The organism is Microbispora catharanthi (assembly GCF_006334915.2).
GTDB lineage: Bacteria > Actinomycetota > Actinomycetes > Streptosporangiales > Streptosporangiaceae > Microbispora > Microbispora catharanthi.
This window is the reverse complement of record NZ_VDMA02000018.1, coordinates 20,976-38,529: the sequence shown is the minus strand read 5'-3', so window position 1 is coordinate 38,529 and position 17,554 is coordinate 20,976. Positions and strand designations below refer to the sequence as shown.

General features: G+C 73.5%; 16 protein-coding genes. 5 read left to right on the top strand and 11 right to left on the bottom strand.

Annotation, left to right across the window (positions count from 1 at the left end; translation table 11 throughout):
- Positions 1–121: 121 nt before the first annotated feature.
- Entirely contained in the window at positions 122–292 is a 171-nt protein-coding gene (locus tag FH610_RS42990) for a hypothetical protein (protein ID WP_161628106.1), read from the top strand.
- Here the strand turns inward: FH610_RS42990 and FH610_RS29425 are convergent.
- From FH610_RS29425 to FH610_RS29410, 4 genes are read right to left on the bottom strand one after another with little or no spacing between them, the layout of a single operon-like run.
- Positions 252–965 carry a VOC family protein gene (locus FH610_RS29425; protein ID WP_139578286.1) on the bottom strand — a complete coding sequence of 238 codons (714 nt, stop codon included), beginning with the start codon at positions 963–965 and terminating at the stop codon, positions 252–254. The two genes, FH610_RS42990 and FH610_RS29425, sit on opposite strands and share 41 nt — an antisense overlap.
- Positions 952–1,737: an alpha/beta fold hydrolase gene (locus FH610_RS29420; protein WP_139578285.1), complete on the bottom strand. Its 786-nt coding sequence runs from the start codon at positions 1,735–1,737 to the stop codon at positions 952–954. Before FH610_RS29420 ends, FH610_RS29425 begins: the two co-directional genes overlap by 14 nt.
- Positions 1,737–2,666 (bottom strand): Rieske 2Fe-2S domain-containing protein, encoded by a 930-nt coding sequence (locus tag FH610_RS29415; RefSeq protein WP_139578284.1) that lies wholly within the window; start codon positions 2,664–2,666, stop codon positions 1,737–1,739. The genes FH610_RS29420 and FH610_RS29415 overlap by 1 nt, the downstream gene beginning before the upstream one ends.
- Positions 2,663–3,889, bottom strand: a complete 1,227-nt coding sequence (locus FH610_RS29410) for a flavin monoamine oxidase family protein (protein WP_139578283.1) — start codon at positions 3,887–3,889, stop codon at positions 2,663–2,665. Before FH610_RS29410 ends, FH610_RS29415 begins: the two co-directional genes overlap by 4 nt.
- A gap of 90 nt (positions 3,890–3,979) precedes the next feature.
- Between FH610_RS29410 and FH610_RS29405 the strand changes: the two genes are divergently transcribed.
- Complete coding sequence (locus tag FH610_RS29405) at positions 3,980–5,143, top strand: cytochrome P450 (protein ID WP_139578282.1); 1,164 nt, start codon at positions 3,980–3,982, stop codon at positions 5,141–5,143.
- A gap of 3 nt (positions 5,144–5,146) precedes the next feature.
- Here the strand turns inward: FH610_RS29405 and FH610_RS29400 are convergent, their stop codons facing one another.
- Genes FH610_RS29400 through FH610_RS29390 form a run of 3 tightly spaced genes read right to left on the bottom strand, consistent with a single transcriptional unit; the run spans position 5,147 to position 7,363 of the window.
- Positions 5,147–6,004 carry an ABC transporter permease gene (locus tag FH610_RS29400; protein WP_139578281.1) on the bottom strand — a complete coding sequence of 286 codons (858 nt, stop codon included), beginning with the start codon at positions 6,002–6,004 and terminating at the stop codon, positions 5,147–5,149.
- The gene (locus FH610_RS29395) at positions 6,004–6,948 is read right to left on the bottom strand and encodes an ABC transporter ATP-binding protein (RefSeq protein WP_139578280.1); all 945 of its coding nucleotides are present in this window, start codon (positions 6,946–6,948) and stop codon (positions 6,004–6,006) included. Before FH610_RS29395 ends, FH610_RS29400 begins: the two co-directional genes overlap by 1 nt.
- A gap of 28 nt (positions 6,949–6,976) precedes the next feature.
- A complete protein-coding gene (locus FH610_RS29390) occupies positions 6,977–7,363 on the bottom strand; it encodes a hypothetical protein (RefSeq protein WP_079320571.1) in 387 nt (128 codons plus the stop codon).
- 237 nt (positions 7,364–7,600) lie between these two features.
- On the opposite strand from FH610_RS29390, the gene FH610_RS29385 reads away from it, so the two are divergent.
- The 3 genes from FH610_RS29385 to FH610_RS29375 are packed head-to-tail and all read left to right on the top strand — an operon-like array spanning position 7,601 to position 9,935.
- The gene (locus tag FH610_RS29385) at positions 7,601–8,920 is read left to right on the top strand and encodes a cytochrome P450 (RefSeq protein WP_139578279.1); all 1,320 of its coding nucleotides are present in this window, start codon (positions 7,601–7,603) and stop codon (positions 8,918–8,920) included.
- Entirely contained in the window at positions 8,917–9,753 is an 837-nt protein-coding gene (locus FH610_RS29380; protein WP_161628105.1) for a class I SAM-dependent methyltransferase, read from the top strand. Before FH610_RS29385 ends, FH610_RS29380 begins: the two co-directional genes overlap by 4 nt.
- Complete coding sequence (locus FH610_RS29375; RefSeq protein ID WP_030506179.1) at positions 9,750–9,935, top strand: hypothetical protein; 186 nt, start codon at positions 9,750–9,752, stop codon at positions 9,933–9,935. Before FH610_RS29380 ends, FH610_RS29375 begins: the two co-directional genes overlap by 4 nt.
- Before the next feature lie 60 nt (positions 9,936–9,995).
- Here FH610_RS29375 and FH610_RS29370 read toward each other — a convergent pair whose 3' ends face one another.
- Genes FH610_RS29370 through FH610_RS29355 form a run of 4 tightly spaced genes read right to left on the bottom strand, consistent with a single transcriptional unit; the run spans position 9,996 to position 17,546 of the window.
- Positions 9,996–12,971, bottom strand: a complete 2,976-nt coding sequence (locus tag FH610_RS29370) for an NHLP bacteriocin export ABC transporter permease/ATPase subunit (protein WP_139578277.1) — start codon at positions 12,969–12,971, stop codon at positions 9,996–9,998.
- A complete protein-coding gene (locus tag FH610_RS29365) occupies positions 12,968–15,220 on the bottom strand; it encodes an NHLP family bacteriocin export ABC transporter peptidase/permease/ATPase subunit (RefSeq protein WP_139578276.1) in 2,253 nt (750 codons plus the stop codon). The genes FH610_RS29370 and FH610_RS29365 overlap by 4 nt, the downstream gene beginning before the upstream one ends.
- Positions 15,221–15,231: 11 nt before the next feature.
- Positions 15,232–16,044 (bottom strand): DUF2118 domain-containing protein, encoded by an 813-nt coding sequence (locus FH610_RS29360; protein ID WP_161628104.1) that lies wholly within the window; start codon positions 16,042–16,044, stop codon positions 15,232–15,234.
- On the bottom strand, positions 16,041–17,546 hold the full coding sequence (locus tag FH610_RS29355) for a SagB/ThcOx family dehydrogenase (RefSeq protein ID WP_139578274.1): 1,506 nt from the start codon (positions 17,544–17,546) through the stop codon (positions 16,041–16,043). The genes FH610_RS29360 and FH610_RS29355 overlap by 4 nt, the downstream gene beginning before the upstream one ends.
- Between the last annotated feature and the right edge of the window lie 8 nt (positions 17,547–17,554).

The window sequence follows — 17,554 nt, the reverse complement described above, 5'->3', positions numbered from 1 at the left end:
TCGGAATACGCATACGTACGTCCCGGGATCCGGATGCGTAATAACCGGAATCACCCTGGACGGCCCCCGGGACATGGCCCGATGATGCGTTCGCCGAATTCTTTTTCCTCGGGGAGCCGTCATGGGACTGGGCAACATCCGCCTTATCGTGCCGCTGGTGTACGCGATCGCGGTCGTCGTGTCGCTGATGATCGACAAGACCGTGGGCCTGGTCGTCGTGATCGTCGGGGCGCTCCTCGTGGCCGCGTTCTTCATCTGGTTCCGTCCGCGGAGCGGGACCGGCCGTCCCTGACGCCGAACAGCGCGCCCCACGGGTCGCGCACCACCGCCTCACGCCCGTCGTCCCACGCCTCGGCGACCCGGCCGCCCGCCCGCTCCGCGGCCACGGCCGCCGAGGGCACGTCGTCCACGAGGAAATACGACACCCACTGCGGGGACACGCCGTGCGGCACGCCGCGCACCTGCCGTCCGTGCTCCGGCTCCTCCCCGAAGAGCCCCGCGTAGAAGGCGCGGGCGGCGGCGGGATCGGCCGCCCACAGCTCGTGGCCGCAGGTCGCGCCGTGCTCGTCGACCAGGACGATGCCCTCCGCCCAGTGCCCCTGCCAGAAACCGACCGACGCGCCCGTGGCGTCGACCGCGAACAGGAACCGCCCGTCCTCGCCGGCGCCGAGCGGCCCGAACACCACCGTGCCGCCGAGCTCGGTCACCCGCCCGGCCACCGCGTCGGCGTCCTTCGCCGCCAGGTAGGTGTTCCAGGTGGGCGTCAACCCCCGTCCCGGTGGCACCCGGCCGAATCCTCCGACGACCTCCCCGGCCTGCCGCGCCAGGCGATAGCCGTACTCCTCGGGCTCGTCGAAGGTCCAGCCGAACAGGCTCGCGTAGAACTCCCGTGCTCCCTCCGGGTCGGCCGCCATGTAGTCCACCCAGCAGGGCGAGCCCTGCGCGTACGTCTCACGCCTGGGCACCTACCCGGCTCCTTTCCAGATGGGACCAGATGAGCCGCGCGGCGGCCGCCGGGCGCTCGATCAGGCACAGGTGGCCGGCGTCCGCCATCTCGACCACCCGGCAGCGGGGGACGACCGCGCCCAGCCGGTCGGCGTTGGCCGCGAACGTCGGCATCTCGGCGTCCCCGACGAGGACCAGCGTGTCGGCCCTGATCGCGCCGAGCGCCTCGTCGGTGTGCGTGTGCCGGTGGAACGCCGCCATCGCGCCCGTGCGCAGTTCGTCCCAGCCGTGCCGGGCGATGACCGTCCGCAGGCTCGCCCGCAGCCGGGGGTGCGCCTGGGTGCCGCGGAAGATGTCGGGCGGGGAGGACATCCAGACGTCCGCCAGCGCGGCGCCGTCCGCGCCGGCCCGCCGCAACGCCATCAGCTCGCGATAACGCGGAGCCGTCCCCGGCTCGCTGGGGGCGCCCGCGATGGTGGGAGCCGCCACGACGAGGCGCCGTACGACGTCGGGGGCGTCCACGGCGAGCTGGATCCCCGCCAGCGACCCGAAGGACAGGGCCACGACGTCGTGCGCCCCCTCGGCCCGCGCGACGGCCGCGATCTCGGCCGCCAGGCCCGGCAGCGTCGTGCCGGGCCGCATCGGGCCGGACCCTCCGTGGCCCGGCAGGTCGACGCCGACGTGCCGCCGGCCGGGCAGCAGCGCCCACAGGTCGCGCCAGGTGGAGGAGTCCATCGTGTAGCCGTGGAGCCACAGCACGGCCGGGCCGCTCCCGCTCGTGTGCACCCGCATCACACCGGCTCCCCCGTCACCGCCGCGGAAGGGGTTCCGGCCGGTGGAACGGCGCCGAAGGTGGCGCAGAACCGGCGGAAGGCCAGCACGGGCCGGTCACCTGCGTCGTAGCGCTGCGGCGCGTCCGGATCGAGGTGGTCCCAGACGACGCGGTCCTGCTCGAAGGCGTACCGCGCGCCGTGGACCAGCGCGTCGAGCGCCTCGGCGCGCTCCGGCGGCAGTGCGATGGCGACCCGCCCCACACAGCCGCCAGAGGTGGGCACGGCGCCCGTGATGATCGTGTACGGCGCCTCCGCGGTGCCCAGCTCGGTCACGACGAGGCTGGGACTGAAGGCCCGGGCGTAGAACCGGGAGGCGAAGTCGAGCCGGCGCTCCCGCTCCCACGGCGGGGCCTTGGTGCGGAACTCCCCTTCGATCGCCAGCTCGCCGTCGGGGCAGGGCGAGACCCGCATGCCGATCACCCGGGGCACGAGATGGACCTGGTGGAAGTGCTCGGCGTCGAAGGCGTTCTCCACCACGTACTCCGAAGGGACCGCCACCGGCTGGATCACCGCGCCCACGACGATGTTGCCGTCGGCCACCTCCTTGATGGCCCGCTGGAAGCCCCGGTCGTCATCCGCGGACAGCCGCACGAACACCGCCGCGCCCGCCTGCTCGACCGCGTACTCGGCGACCGACCAGCGTCGCGCCGTGTCCCCGAGTGCCACCCGCTTGCCGTGGAAGGGGCAGATGACGCAATCGCCGTCCAGGGTGCCGCCGTGGCCGAGGGCCGCACCCCGGTGCGGGCACAGCCCGTCGAACACGCGGACGCGCGACCCGTCCCGTACGGCGAGCAGCCTGCGCCCGCCGAGCAGCAGGGGGTTCAGCCCTTCGGCGAGTTCCTCCTCGAACGCCAGCAAATACCAGCCCGTGTGTAATTTCCCGATCATCGCCCTACCGCCTCCAGGACCTCTCCGGCCGCGCGGTCACCGCTGGCCATGGCCGCCTGAACCATAGGGACACCGGCCGCCGTGGCCTCGCCCGCGAAGAACACCGTGCCGCCCATCGGCTCCGCCCACGCCGCCCGCGCCCACAGGCCGCCGACCCGGGGATAGGTGAACGCACCGGTCGCCCAGGCGTCCGCCCCCCAGTCGGCCGCCTCGACGTGCTCGCACCGGGCGTCGGCGGCCCAGGGCAGCACCCGGCCCAGCGGGGGCGGCCCTCCGCGGGCCGCCTCGCGCGCCCGCGCGGCGGCCCCGGCCTTGGCCACCACCAGGACGCGCGTGCTGCCGGCGGTGCAGGTGACGAAGCCCAGCCCGCCCTCGGAGTCGAACACGACGGCCGACTCCGGGGCGGGCCGCGACAGCGTCACCACCCCGCACCAGGCGTCGCCGAGGCGCAGCGACTCGGCCGCCGCCCGCTTGCGGGCCGGCATGTCCGCGATCGCGAGCGCTCCGCCCGCGACCACGGGCGGAGGCACGGTCACCACCGCCGCCGCGGCCGTCACCGCGCCCTCGTCGAGGCGGGTCTCCACCCGGCCCGGCGACCAGGCGATGCTCCTGGCCGGGCTGCCGTGCCGCACGTCGAGCCCATCGGCCAGCAGGCCGGGCAGCCGGTCGAACCCTCCGCGGACGGCGAATCGGCCCTCTCCGACGTCGTCGGCTCGGTGTCCGGCGGCCATGCCCACCGCGCTGAGGGACTCGGGGTCGGCCGCCCAGTTCTGCCGCAGCCACTCGGCCTGGTCGCCGGAGGTGAGCCGCCCTGCGACGGGCACGTCCTCCCCCGGGTCCCGCAGCAGGCTCTGCTCGACCGCCCACGGCGGCCGTCCCCGCCGGGCGAGCACGCCCAGCGGCAGCACCCGCCCCGCCGCGGCGACAAGGGCCGTGCCCGGCCGCACCGGCTCGGCCGCGTCCGGTTCCAGCACGTCCCACACGGGGTTGCGGTCGCCGTGGACGACCTGAGCCCCCAGCTCCATCGGGGAGCCGCCGTCGCCGGGCCGGTAGGTGCGCACCCGCCCGCCGACGCGGTCTCTGGCCTCCACCACCGTGACGGCCAGACCGGCGGCGCGCAGCCGCCGTGCGGCGGTCAGGCCGCTGACGCCCGCGCCCACGACCACTACATCGACCTGCATCGCTGCCTCCCATCGGCCCGTTCGGTCCGCAGTTGTTCGCATTCATCCCGGCGGCGACCGCTCTGTAGTAGCGTGGCCGTGCCGTGATCTTGTGACCTGTGATCTTGTGAGCTCAGCACCGAGGGACCGCCGATGACCGCTCTCCGCCGGCTTCCGGCCGGTCTGGCCCACCCGTTCTCGCCGGCGGGCAGATCCGACCCGTATCCGGCGTACGACTGGCTGCGGGCCAACGATCCGGTCCACTTCGACGTCACGTCCCGGATGTGGCTGCTCACGGCGCACGAGCACTGCGCGAGCGCGCTCAAAGACCCCCGGTTCTCGGCCGCCCTGGGACAGCGCGAGCGGGTGCGCGACGACGACCTGCCCGCCTCGATGCTGACCACCGACCCGCCCGAGCACAATCGGCTGCGCGGCCCCGGCATGGCCCTGCTCGGCCCCGCCGCGGTACGCGAGCTCGCCGCCGGCATCGCCGCCGTCGTGGACGGCCTGCTCGACGGGCTGGCGGACGCGGCCGAGGTCACCCGTGACCTCGGCGAGCCGTTCGCGACCGGCGTGCTGGCCCGGACGCTGCTCGTGCCGCGCGAGGACGAGGCGGCCTTCGCGGACCTGGCGCGGCGGGCCTCGGTCAACCTCGACCCGCTGGCCGGGCCGCAGGCCGCACGGGAGGGCCGCGTGGCGATGGGCGAGCTGACCCGCTTCCTGGACGCGCACGTGGCGCGCGGGCCCGGCGGGTCGATCGGGCGGCTGGCCGCGGACGAGCGGCTGACCCGGCCCGAGATGCTGGGCATCCTCTCGCTGGCCGTCGTCGGCGGCTGGCGCCCGCTGGCCGAGATGGTGGGCAACGCGCTGTTCTGGCTGCTGCCTCGCCCCGAGGCCCTGGCCGCCCTTCGCGAGGGCGGCGACGACCTCGCCCGTACGGCGGTCGACGAGCTGCTGCGGCTGGAGGCGCCCATCCCCTTCACGGCGAGGGTGACGACCGCGGAGGTGTCCTTCGGGGACGCGGCCATTCCCGCCGGGGCGCGGGTGCTCGCCGTGGTCGCGGCGGCCAACCGGGACCCGGCCGTCTTCGACCGCCCCGGCGACCTGGTGCTGACCCGGTCTCCCAATCCCCACCTCGCCTTCGGCGCCGGCACCCATTTCTGCCTGGGCGCGCCCCTCGTCCGGCAGGCCGGCGCGCTGCTGCTGCGCGGCCTGGCCGAGCGCTTCCCCGCGATCCGCCCGGACGGCGCCCCGCCCGCCTGGGCGCCTGTGCTCGTGCCGCGGCGGCTGAGCGAGTTCCGGATCCGGCTCTCCTGACGGTCAGCGGACGTTGGGCCCGCGCCAGCGGAAGGTCAGGAAGCTCAGCGCGAGCCCGGCGAGGCACCACGCGGCCAGCACGAGCGCCACGCGGTCGAGTTCCCACACGCCCGCGGGCTCGACGTGGGCGAAATCGTTGGGCAGGAACACCGAGCGCAGTCCCTGGGTCATCCACTTGAGCGGGAACAGGGCCGCGACCGTCTGCATCCACGCCGGCAGCTGGCTGTAGGGGAAGAACACCCCCGAGATGAACTGCAGCACCAGGAACGGCAGGGTGACGATGGCCGAGGCCGACCGGGCGTTCGGGATGACCGAGCTGAACGCCACGGCCAGCAGCGTGCAGGCCACCGCGCCGAGCAGCAGCACCCACACGAGCGTCTCCCAGCGGGCGGTGGTCGAGGGCAGCGGCAGCCCGAACGCCAGCACGGCCACCGCGAGCAGCAGGAGCGTCTCCAGGGTGCCGGTCACGGCCACCCTGACCACCTTGCCGATGAAGTAGGCGGACTTCGGCATCGGGCTGGAGGCCAGCCGGCGGATCATCCCGGTGTCGCGCTCGATGGCGACGCTGATGGCCAGCCCGTTGAAGCTGACGCTCATCACGCCACAGGCGATGATGCCCGCGATGAACATCTGCTTGAAGTCGGTGTGGGTGCCGGGCACGGTCCCCGAGAAGATGGAGCCGAGCACGACCAGCAGCACGATGGGCAGCAGCAGCGTGAAGACCAGCGACTGCCGGTTGCGGAAGAACGACTTGAGCTCGACCGACGACCGCGAGACGGCCGACCGCCACACGATCGAGCGGGCGGGATCGAGCACCACCGCGCCCCTCTCCTGGGTGAGGGCTGCGTTGGGAGCGCTCATCACACGACACCGCCTTCCTGGTTGCTCCGGATGAGGTCCAGGTAGATCTCCTCAAGCGACGGCCGGTGGATGCGCAGGTCCGGCAGTTCGCGCACACCGGAGGCGGCCGCCCAGGGCAGCAGCGCGGCCATGGCCTCGGTGGGGTGGTGCGTGCGTACGACCACCAGACCCTCCGCCTCCTCCACCACGGCGTCGCCCGGCAGCGCGGGCAGGCTCCTGTCGAGCCTGTCCGCCCTGGCGAAGCTCACGGCTGCGGGTGTCGCGCGCCGGCCGCCCAGCTCCGCGACCGGGCCGGACTCGACGACCCGTCCCCCGACGATGACGGCCGCCCGCTGCGCCAGCGCCTCGACCTCGTCCAGGTAATGGGTGGTGAGCACGGTGGTCTTGCCACGGTCGGTGAAGTAGCGGACGAGGTCCCACGCCTCCCTGCGGGCGACGGGGTCGAGTCCCGTCGTCGGCTCGTCCAGGAAGATCAGATCGGGGTCCCCGATGACGCCGACCGCGACGTCGAGCCGCCGGGCCTGCCCGCCGGAGAGCGTCTGCGCCTGCTTGCGCGCCTGCTTGCCGAGGCCGACCATGTCGATCACCTCGGCCACCGGCAGCGGCGCGGGGTAGAACGCCGCGAAGTGCTCGACCACCTCGCGCACGGTCAGGTCGGTGTACGCCCCCGTCGTCTGCGGGACGACGCCGATCCGCGCGCGCCACTCGGGCGCGTCCTCGGCCGGGTCACGGCCGAGGACGCGCACGTCGCCGGAGGTCCGCCGGCGAACCCCCACCAGGATCTCGACCGTGGTGGTCTTGCCGGCGCCGTTCGGCCCGAGGAGGGCGAACACCTCGCCGCTCCGCACGTCGAGGTCCACCTCCTCGACCGCGTTCACCGGACCGTACCGCTTGCGCAGGGAGCGCACGTGTACGGGGTTCGCCTGCTCGGCGATCGTGGACATGATCTGCCCTCCGAGTGTGTCGTGATCGTCAGGTGCAGCAGCAGCAGGGGCAGCAGCAGCAGTTGATGTCGATCGACTCGGCCGAGGACACGCCGGCCGCGATGGAGTCGAGGTCGCCCTCGTTGAGCTCCGCCATGTCGACCTGCGGCGTCTCGGGGATGTGCAGTTCGAAACGGCCCGTCTCGAGGCCCCGCTCCCACAGCGCGACCTGTACCTCGATGTTGCTGTCGTGGTGGCCTTCGGGGATGTTGCGGACGAGTACGACCTCGGCTCCCGCCGGCAGCTCCAGACCGGACTCGGCCAGAGCCGAGCGGGGGTCGGAGTCCAGCCGGGCCGAGTATTCCTCACTCGACCACGCCGTGATCAGAACGCGGGTGTACGCGTTCACGAATTCCGCGCGCTGTCTCGGGTCCAAAGACATAGCCTGCCTCCCGGCTTTTTTGCGGGCAATGTGTCCCGCTGCTTTCGAAATGAAGTCTTACACGGCCGGACGGGAACGCACAGACTTAATTTCCGGGCCACTCGCATAAGTATTGAGGACGCGAACGGCGCAGACTATGCTCCGATCAGGAAATATCACCGGGTACGTATTCACTCCGAATCGCATGCGCAATTCATCGGCGAATACGTATTCAAAAAAGTGAGGGTGGGCATGGCCGATACGCACAGCGGTTACGTATCCCTGCCGCCGGGTCCGGACGGCGCCCAGAGCCTGCGCAGCATGCGGGAGGACCCGCTGCGCTTCGTCACCGAGATGGCCGCCTACGGCGACGTGACGAGGCACGAGGCCGAGGGAGCGCCCGTCTACATGCTGCACCGGCCCGACCTGGCCCGGCACGTGCTGAAGGACAACGGCGCCAACTACACCAAGGACCGCACGCCCGACGACGACATGCTGCGCCCCCTGCTCGGCAACGGGTTGCTGACCAGCGGCGGCGAGGAGTGGGCCCGGCAGCGCAAGATGATCGCCCCGGCCTTCCGCCCGACCGAGGTCGAGCGGTTCGACCAGGTCATGACCGACGCCGCGGCCGGCCTGACCGAGCGGTGGCGGCGGGCCGGAGAGGAGGGCGCGGCGGTCCGGGTCGACCACGACTTGACCGCTCTCACACTCACCGTCATCGCGCGGGCCATGCTCGGCGCGGACATCGCGGGCGTCGGCGACGGCTTCGGCCGGGCGGTGGACGAGGTCAACCGCTTCATCGGCCACTTCGACCCCGCCTCCGAGGGAGGGGGCCGGGAGGGGTTCCGCCGGGCGAAGGCGTTCCTCGACGGCGTCACCCGGGCGATCGTGGCCGCCCGCCGGGCCACCGGGCAGGAGGGCCACGACCTGCTCGGCGCGATGCTGGCCTCGGGGCACGCGATGACCGCGACCGACCTGCGCGACCAGGTGCTGACGATCGTCATGGCCGGGCACGAGACCACGGCCAAGGCGCTGACCTGGACGCTCTACCTCCTCGACCGTCATCCCGACGCCGCACGGGCGGTGCGCGCGGAGGTGGACGAGGTGCTGGGCGGAGACCGGACCCCCACCGCGGCCGACCTGCCCCGGCTGACGACCTGCCAGCGGGCGATCAAGGAGGCCATGCGGCTGTACCCGCCCGTGTGGCTCATCTCCCGGCGCTCCGTCGAGGCCGACGTCGTCGGCGGCTACCCGATACCGCCCGGCACGCTCGTGTGCGTCAGCCCGTACGTACTCCACCGGGATCCGCGGTACTGGCCCGACCCGGAGACGTACGCACCGGACCGGTTCGCGGCCGAGCACACCCACGCGGGCCACCAGTACCTCCCCTTCGGGGGCGGCCCCCGAGTGTGCGTCGGCCGCCACTTCGCGATGGTCGAGGCCACCCTCGTGCTGGCCGTGCTGCTGCGCGCCGTGCGCCCGGAGCTCGTCCCCGGCTTCCCGGTCGAGCCCGAGGCCCTGGTCACGCTGCGCCCCCGGCACGGCATGCTCATGGTCCCGAGGCCGCGGTGACCGCCGCGACGGGCGCCGGGTCGTACGACCCGGCCACGACGACCGCCGGAGGCCTGCGCGGCGAGCTGGCGCGCCTGGAGGCCCAGGCCGAGCTCTCCTTCGACGAGGAACTGCGGGTCCTGCTCGACGTCGGCCTGCCCGCGCCGCTGCTGGAGCTCGGGGCGGGCTCCGGCGCGGTCACGCGGCGGCTGCGTGCCGCCCTGCCGGACCTGCCCATGCTGGCCGCCGACATCGACACGGCGCTGCTGGCGCACGCGTCCGGAACGCGGGTTCCGCTGCTCGGTTGCGACGCCGTACGGCTGCCGCTCGCCGACGGGGCCGTGGGCACCGTCCTGCTCCGATACGTACTGCAGCACGTGGCCGACCCGGCGACGGTGGTGGCCGAGGCCCTGCGGGTGCTGCGGCCGGGCGGGCGGCTGATCGTGATCGAGGTGGACGCGATGCTGTGGGGCTTGGCCGACCCGATGTACCCCGAGATGGCCGGCGTCCACAACCGCATGACCGGCGCGCAGCGGCAGGCGGGCGGCGACCGGCTGATCGGGCGCAAGCTCACCCGGCTCCTTCGCCGTGCGGGCTTCGGCGACGTGGTGCTGCGCCCGTTCGCCACCACCAACGACGACCGCCCCACCGAGGCGTTCGCCCCCCACCTGGGCCCGGAGCGGCTGGCGCCGCTGGTCGCCTCCGGGGCCCTGTCCCTGCCCGAGCTCGCCCTGGCGGCCGACCGGTGGCGGCGTTTCCGCGCCGACCCCGACGCCTGGGTCATGTTGCTCGGCCTCGTCGTCGCCGGGACCGCACCGGGCGGTCCCGCCGAGTCCGAACGGAGTACGTCATGAGCCCCTTCTGGAAAATCTTCGTCGCGATCTTCTGTTACATCAGCGGCATCGTGGGCCTCGGGCTGGCCGTCGCCAACGCCAGCGTGAAGCCGCCCGCCACCACCCACGCCTTCGTGTACGGCGGGCTCGGCCTGGTGTTCCTCATCGCCGGAATCGTGTTGAGCCGCAGGCCCCGCTACTGAACACGTGAGAACCGCCGGCGGGCCGTTTCCGGTCCGCCGGCGGCGTGCACGTCCCGGGCCTCAGATCTGCCGTCGCGCCAGCCGGGCGAACAGCCCGTCAGCATCCTCAAGCAGCTCGTGGTATTTGCCCTGCTGGACGATGCGCCCGCGGTCGAGCACCACGATTTTGTCGGCGTCCCTGATCGTCGAGAGCCGGTGCGCGATCACGATCCGGGTGGCGTTGAGCTGGCGGGTGCTCTCCGTGACGATCTTCTGGGTGGGGTTGTCCAGCGCGCTGGTCGCCTCGTCGAACAGCACGATGCGGGGGTGCGAGACGAGGGCGCGTGCGATCATGATGCGCTGCCGCTGCCCGCCCGACAGCGTGTTGGTGCCCTCCGACAGCACCGTGTGCATGCCCATCGGCATGTTCGCGATGTCGTCGGCGATCCCCGCCATGCCGGCGGCGTCCCACGCGTCGTCGACCGTGTGGTCGGTGCTGCCGATGATGTTGGCCTTGATGTCGCCGGCGAGCAGCGCGCTGTTCTGCAGGACCACCCCGCACTGGCGGCGCACCGCACCGATGTCCAGCTCGCCCAGGTCCTGGCCGTCGTGCAGGACCGTCCCCGAAGTCGGCGACTCGAAGCCCAGCAGCAGCCGCAGGATCGTCGACTTGCCGCTGCCGGTCGGGCCGACGACCGCGACGAACTCGCCGGGCTCGACCGACAGGTCCACCCCGTCCAGGACGAGCGGCCCGTCCTCGCCGTACCGGAACGACACCCGCGACAGCTCGATCCGGCCCGACAGCTCGCCCGGGTCGGCCTTGCCGTCGTGATCCTCCGGCTCGGCCGCCAGGATCGGCCGCAGCCGCTCCAGCATGGGCACCACGCTCATCGCGGTGATCGCCGCGCCGGTGAACTGCAGCACCGAGGCCAGCAGCAGGTTGAACGCGGCGAAGAACGCCAGGAACGCGGGGACGGTCACGTCCCCGAGCATCGGCCCGGCCACCACGGCGAAGACGATGACCGACGCGACCAGCGGGAAGCCTGCGTTGAAGGTCGTGACGAGGTTCTGCACCCGGCGGGCGGACACGCCGATGCCGCGCGCCTTGAGGAACTCCGACGACCAGACCCCGAAGGCCCGGTCCTCGGCCGCCGCCACCCGCAGCTTCGGCACAGCCGTCAGAAGCTGGAAGACCCGCGACGACAGCCGCTGCTCGTGGGTGTAGATCCGGCGTTGCAGCCGCACCTCGAAGTAGCCGGCGACCGCGCACACGAGCACCCCGGCCAGCACGAGCGCCGTCGCGATCAGCGCCAGCCGCACGTCGTAGAGATAGACGAGCACGAGGTTGGCCAGGCCGGCGAACAGGCCGAGGGCCGCCGTCGTCATGACGCCGGACAGCGTCTCCTGCACCGCGCTGACGCCGAGGACCGTGGTGCCCAGCTCGGCCGTGGAGTAGTTGGTGAAGAACGTCGCCGGCAACGACAGCAGCCGCATCCACGCGCCCGCCTGCAGGCGGGCCGACGACCTGCCCTCGATGCGCAGCGCGGCGAAGTTCTGCACCACCGACAGCGCGGCCGCCACGAGCGAGCCCGCGATCACCAGCAGCGCGCCCTGCACGATCATCTCCCGCTCGGCCCTGGCCACATACGTGCCGAGCACGAGGCCGGTCATGGCGGGCACCAGCAGGCCGATGCAGGCCACCAGCGTCCCGAGGCTGAGCAGGGTCCACAGGTCCTTGCGGTTCTTGGCCAGGCCGAACCGCAACAGCCCGCCCACCCCGGTGACGGTCGGCGGCAGCGGCTCGTACAGCACGTCGGCGTGCCGGGTCAGCGTGCCGGCCACCGCCGCGGTGACCGGGGTGACGCGCTCCTCCCCCGGCGCGGCCACGACGTAGCGCGACCCGATGGGCAGCAGCGCCACCGGCGCCCCGTCGGAGGAGCGGTAGCCCACCATCGGCCCGATGTCCCGCCGCCACCAGTGGTCGTCCAGCCTGATCCGGCGGGTGCGCACGCCTGAGGCGAGCGCGATGGCCTGGAGCGGGTCGATCCGGCCGCCGTGCGCGCCTCCCGGCGGGGGCGCGGTCACCGAGAAGCCGGCGTGCGAGGCCACCAGGCGCGCGGCGGCCAGCGCGGGCGGATCCCCTGCCACGTCGGCGAGGCGGACCCGCGCCTCGGTGTCGCGCACCAGCGTGTCGAACCCGCGGGCGGTGGTGCGCAGCACGTCCCCGCCCCGCTCGGCCCGGCTCGTCAGCGCCCTCAGCTCGGTCGAGTTCCGGCGTTCGATCCGCCGGTCGATCATGTAGAGGAAGCGGGTGGTGTGCTCGACCCACCGGTGCCACAGCTCGCCCGCGCCCAGCAGGTCGAGGGTCGACCGGGCGCGCAGCCGGGCCGGGCCGAGCGCCGCCAGCCAGTCCCGCTCGGTGACGCAGACCTCGGCGCCCGCGCTGAGCTGACCGGCGACGCCCTCCGGCATCTCGACCACGCCGTCCTCTACGGTGATCCACCGGACGCCGTCGACCGACCGGACGGCCTCGCCCTTGCGGACGACGGTGGGCTCGTCCGGCGACAGCGGGACGAAGTCGCGCGGGGGCAGCGTGTCGCGCATCGACGCGGCGAGCGCCACCACCCCGGCCTCCAGGCCCCGCACGAACTGGCGCACCGCCAGGCCGTACTCGCGGGTGGGCAGGGCGCGGACCGCCTTCCCCGACTCCGACGGGCCGTCGACGCGCCGGGCCGACAGGCCCTCCAGCCGGGCCAGCGGCAGGCGCGACACGCGGGTGCCGAGCACCGGCCGCCCGACGATGCTGTGCCTGGGCCCCCGGGGCGAGCCGAGCACCAGCGCGCCCTGCCGCACCCGGCACAGGTAGTTCCACCTGCCGACCGGCCTGCCGTTCTCCAGGCGTACGGCGAAAAGGTCGACCGCGCCGCGCTCGACCAGCAGCACCTCGCGCAGGTCGGCCAGCACGAGCAGCCGGTCGGCCGAGTAGTCGATGGGCGTGGCCGCGTCGGTGAAGAACGGCGAGAACGACGAGGACGGCGTCACGGTCGAGACGCTCATTGGTCCGCTCCCTCACCGCCCGGCTGGGCGTTCTCTATCAGCCGCGCGTAGTGCCCGCCGAGGCGCACGAGGTCCTCGTGCGTGCCGCGCTCCACCACCTCGCCCTGGTACAGCACGAGGATCTCGTCGGCGTCCCGTACGGTCGACAGCCGGTGAGCGATGATCAGGCAGGCGCATCCCCGGCGGCGCAGGTTGTCGGCGATCACCCGCTCGGTCTCCGGGTCGAGCGCGCTGGTCGCCTCGTCGAGGACGAGCAGGGTCGGCTGCGTGGCCAGCGCCCTGGCCAGCTCCAGCCGCTGGCGCTGCCCGCCGCTGAAGTTGCGCCCGCCCTCGCGCACCCGGCTGTTGAGCCCGCCGGGGCGGGCGGAGATGACGTCGAATATGGCCGCGTCGTGCAGCGCGGCGGTGACGACCTCGTCGGAGACGTCCTCGCTCCACAGCGTGAGGTTGTCGCGCACCGTGCCCTCGAACAGCGAGATGTCCTGGTCGACGTACGCGACCGAGGCCGCCAGCTCGGTCCTGGAGATCTCCTCGCGGTCGCGCCCGTCGAGCAGCACCCGGCCCGACGCCGGCCGGTAGAGCCCCGCCACGAGCCGGCCGATGGTCGACTTCCCGCTCCCCGAGCTCCCGACGATCGCCACCCGCCGGCCGGGCACCACCGAGAACGACACGTCCTTGATCACCGCCTTGGCCAGCGGGTTGTACCCGAACGTCACGTCCTCGAAGGTGATCGCCCCGTCGAGCCGGCTGCCGGCGGGCCTGTCCGGCCGGTCGAAGACGGGCGAGCGGGGATGACGCTCCACGTCGTACAGCCGGGTGATGTCGGCCGAGATGTCCTGCAGGCGCCCGCCGAGGTTGGTGAGCTGGGTGACCGGCCGCGACAGCGCGCCGAGCAGGCTCTGGAAGGCCACCAGCAGGCCGACGCTGACCGCGCCGTCCACCACCCGCAGGCCGCCGACGAGCAGGATGAGGCCGCTGTTGACCCCGGCGATCAGCGGAGGCACGACCGTGATGACCGCGCTGGGCACGCCCAGCCGCTGCCGGGCGGTCACGGCCTTGGCCAGGAAGCCCGCCCACCGCTGGAACGCGCTGGGCTCGGCGCCGGTGGCCTTCACGGTCTCCACGAGCTGCAGGGTGTTGAAGGTGGCCGACGTGAGGTTGCCGAGATCGGCCCGCAGCGCGGCCACCGCGTCGGTCCTGGCTCTGGACACCTGCCGCAGCACCAGGATGTTGAGCAGCGCCATGCCCACGCCGATGAGGCCGAGCAGCAGGTCGTACCGGATCAGGACGACCGCGTAGAAGAGCACCAGCACGAGGTTGACGACGGTGATCGCCAGGTCCCTGGACAGGATCTCGGCGACCGTGTCGTTGGCCGACACCCGCCTGGCGACCTCGGCGGGCCTGCGTTGCAGGAAGAACTCCACCGGCAGGCGCAGCAGATGGCGGAAGAAACGGGCGGAGCTGACCAGCCCCAGCCGTATCTCCATCCGCAGCAGATAGTGCCGCTGAACCGAGGTCAGCACGAACATCGCCAGGGCGGTCATCGACATCGCCAGCAGCAGCGGCAGGATGAAGCCGGGGTCGCGGCCGGTGAGGATGTGGTCGATGAACACCCGGCTGAACGCCGGCGCGATGATCCCGGGCACGACCAGCAGCAGGCTGGCCAGCAGCACCAGCGGCAGCGCCCGGCCGGAGGGCATGCGGCGCGACAGCAGCGCCTCGGCCACGCGGGTGGGCCGGCCGCCAGGCCGGAACCCGGGCCCGGGCTCGAAGGTCAGCACGATGCCGGTGAAGCCCGAGTCGAATTCGTCCCAGTCGAGCAGGCGCGGGCCGCTCGCGGGGTCGTTGACCGCCACCACCGGCCTGCCGAAGCGGGTGCGGATGCCCTCGACGACCATGAAGTGCTGGAACGCCCAGAAGATGATCGCCGGTTTGACGATGTCGCGCAGGTCGTCCAGCTCCATCTGGAAGCCCTTGGCCTCCAACCCGTACTTGCGGGCGGCGGCGATCACGCTGGACGCCTTCGCGCCGTCCCGGGACACCGCGCAGGCGGCCCGCAGCTCCTCCAGCGGCACGAACCTGCCGTAGTGGCCGAGGATCATGGCGAGGGCGGCGGCCCCGCACTCGACGGCCTCCATCTGGATGACGGTCGGCGTGCTCCCGCGCCGGCCGCCCCGTTTGCGGGGACCGCGTCCGCGCGGTGCGCGGGGCGGTGAGGCGTCGGCGCGGGGGGCCGTGACCTGGCTCATCCGTCTCCTTCTCAGCGTCCGAGGAGCAGGTTGAAGGGCGTCTGGCTGCTGAGCGTGACAGTGCCCGTCACCGTGACCTGCGACCGCAGCTTCATCGGGGGACCGGTCTCGGTCGTCCAGGAGTAGCCGGAGGTGGTCCCGGGGTCGGGGACGAGGTCGACGACCACCAGGCGGGGCGGCTCCGCGGTGGTGTAGCCGCGGGCCGCGAGTTCCCCGCCGACCAGGCCGGCGACGCCCTCCGCCATCAGCGGGTAGGCGCTGATCGAGGTCACCCTGCCGCGCAGCAGCCCGAACACGCCGGGCGGGGCGTCGGAGACCGCGAGGTCGACCGTACGGCCGGGGGCGATGCCGAGCGCGTGGTCGCCCGGCACGAACAGCATCGCGACAAGGCGGTCGCGGGGGGCGTCGGTCCTCTCCATCGCGAGCAGCCCGTCGCCCTCGCGGACCATCGCGCCCTCGCTCGCCGAGACGGTGACGACCTCGCCGGTGAACGGGCTGCTCACGGTGCGCACGGTGCCGTCGCCCCGCAGGACCTCCGCCACCGCCTGCCCGCGCACCACCCGCCGGCCGGGACTCACCATCATGGTCCGCACGGTCCCGGTGTACGGGCTCTGCAGCTGGGCGGTGCCCGCCGGATGGGTCAGCAGCCCCTTGGCGGTGACGGTGACCGGCAGCCGGCCGACGAACGACCACGCCCCCGCGGCGACGACCACGATGAGCACGACGAACGTGGCGATCCAGCCTCGCGGGGAGGCGAGCAGGGTCGGGGAGTCGAGCTCGTCGGGCTCCCGCATCCGCTGCAGGGCCTTCAACCGGAACTTCACGCCGGCACCTCCGGGGACCATCCCGGCGGCATCCCCGCCGCACCGCCCCGTCTGCTGCCGAGCAGGAGCTCGCCCACGCTGCCCTCCGCGTTCGGGTCGAGCCCGCTGGCCGCGGCGAACTCCGCCGCGTCCCCGCCGCCGAGCCCGCAGACCGCCAGGCCCATGGCCGTGGCCACCAGGTAGAAGGTCTGGTACAGCACGCCCACGTGCTTGAGGATCAGCGAGTAGGCGATGGTCTCGTACTTCCACATCACCCGGCCGAAGCGGGCGGTCACGATCAGCAGGACCTGCGGGTCCTCGGTCATCATGGCCGCCGACCTCGCCCGGTCGAGTAGCGTCCGGGTCGCCGGGCCGGGATCGGCCACCCGCTCCAGCGCGTGCGCGCCGGCGGCGTAGTGCCACAGCCCGGGCTCCAGCCCCTCGCAGGAGACGACGAGGGGGTAGACCTCCAGCTCGTGGACGGCGCCGCCGGACGGGTAAGGCCGGTCGGCCAGCTCCTGGCCGTCCTCCCCCGTGAACGTGCGCCGCTGGCGCATCGTGCGGTACAGCAGCTCGCCCAGGCGGTCCAGGGTGATCGGGTCGGCGGCGTCGTGCTCGCGGGTCGAGCGGCGGGCCTCCAGCACGTCGGTCAGGCTCGCCTCGGTCTTCGCGATCGCGTCCAGGTCCGGCGGCTCCAGGGCGATCCGGGGGCCGGCGAAGGCGGGCGGCGCCACCGGCAGCGGATCCTGCACGCCCCGCAGCGGATAGGTCCCGCCGTAGCGCCCGGTCATGCGCGGCTCCCGGGTGCGGGTGTGCAGCCACAGGTCGGCGGGCGACCACTGGGCGAGCGGGGCGGCGCCGCGCTCGGGATCCTCCCCCTCCGGCGTCGTCCGCACCAGCAGCCCGGCGTCGGCGAACAGGCCGAGGACCGCCGCCGTGGTCCCGGCCGCCAGGCCCGGGCAGGCGAGGCCGGCCGGGGTCGTCCAGTCCGCGAGCAGGCCGAGCAGCGGGGCGGCGGCCGGGGCGAGCTCGACACCGAGGGGACTGCGGGGCGCGCGCACCACGAGCCTGCCGTCCTCCGGCGCCGCGACGGCGAACCTCGACAGGCGCACGCGGGCGTCCGCGGCGAGCGGCGCGGCCGGGCGCAGCGGGCCGCCGCCGTAGGGGCGCAGCACGGCCACCGGCTCGCCGCCGGACGGCACGGCCTCCCCGCCGGACGGCACGACCTCCCCGCCGGACGGCACCACGACGGCCCGCTCCAGCAACGCCCCGGCCGACAGCTTGCGCAGCAGCAGGTGCCAGCGCAACAGCCCGCCGTCGCCGTCGTGCTCGGTGACGGTCCTGGCCAGCTCGTCCTCGCTCGCGCCGCCGCCGGCGAGCGCGCGCAGCGCGGCGACCGTGCCCGGAGGCAGGCCCCGCAGCGCGGCGGGGCCGAACGGCGTGGCCAGGGTGACCGCCCCCGGCGTCTCCTCCGGTTCGGACAGGCCGGCGTCGCGGCGCAGCCGCACCTGAACGGTGTGCATGGGCTCCC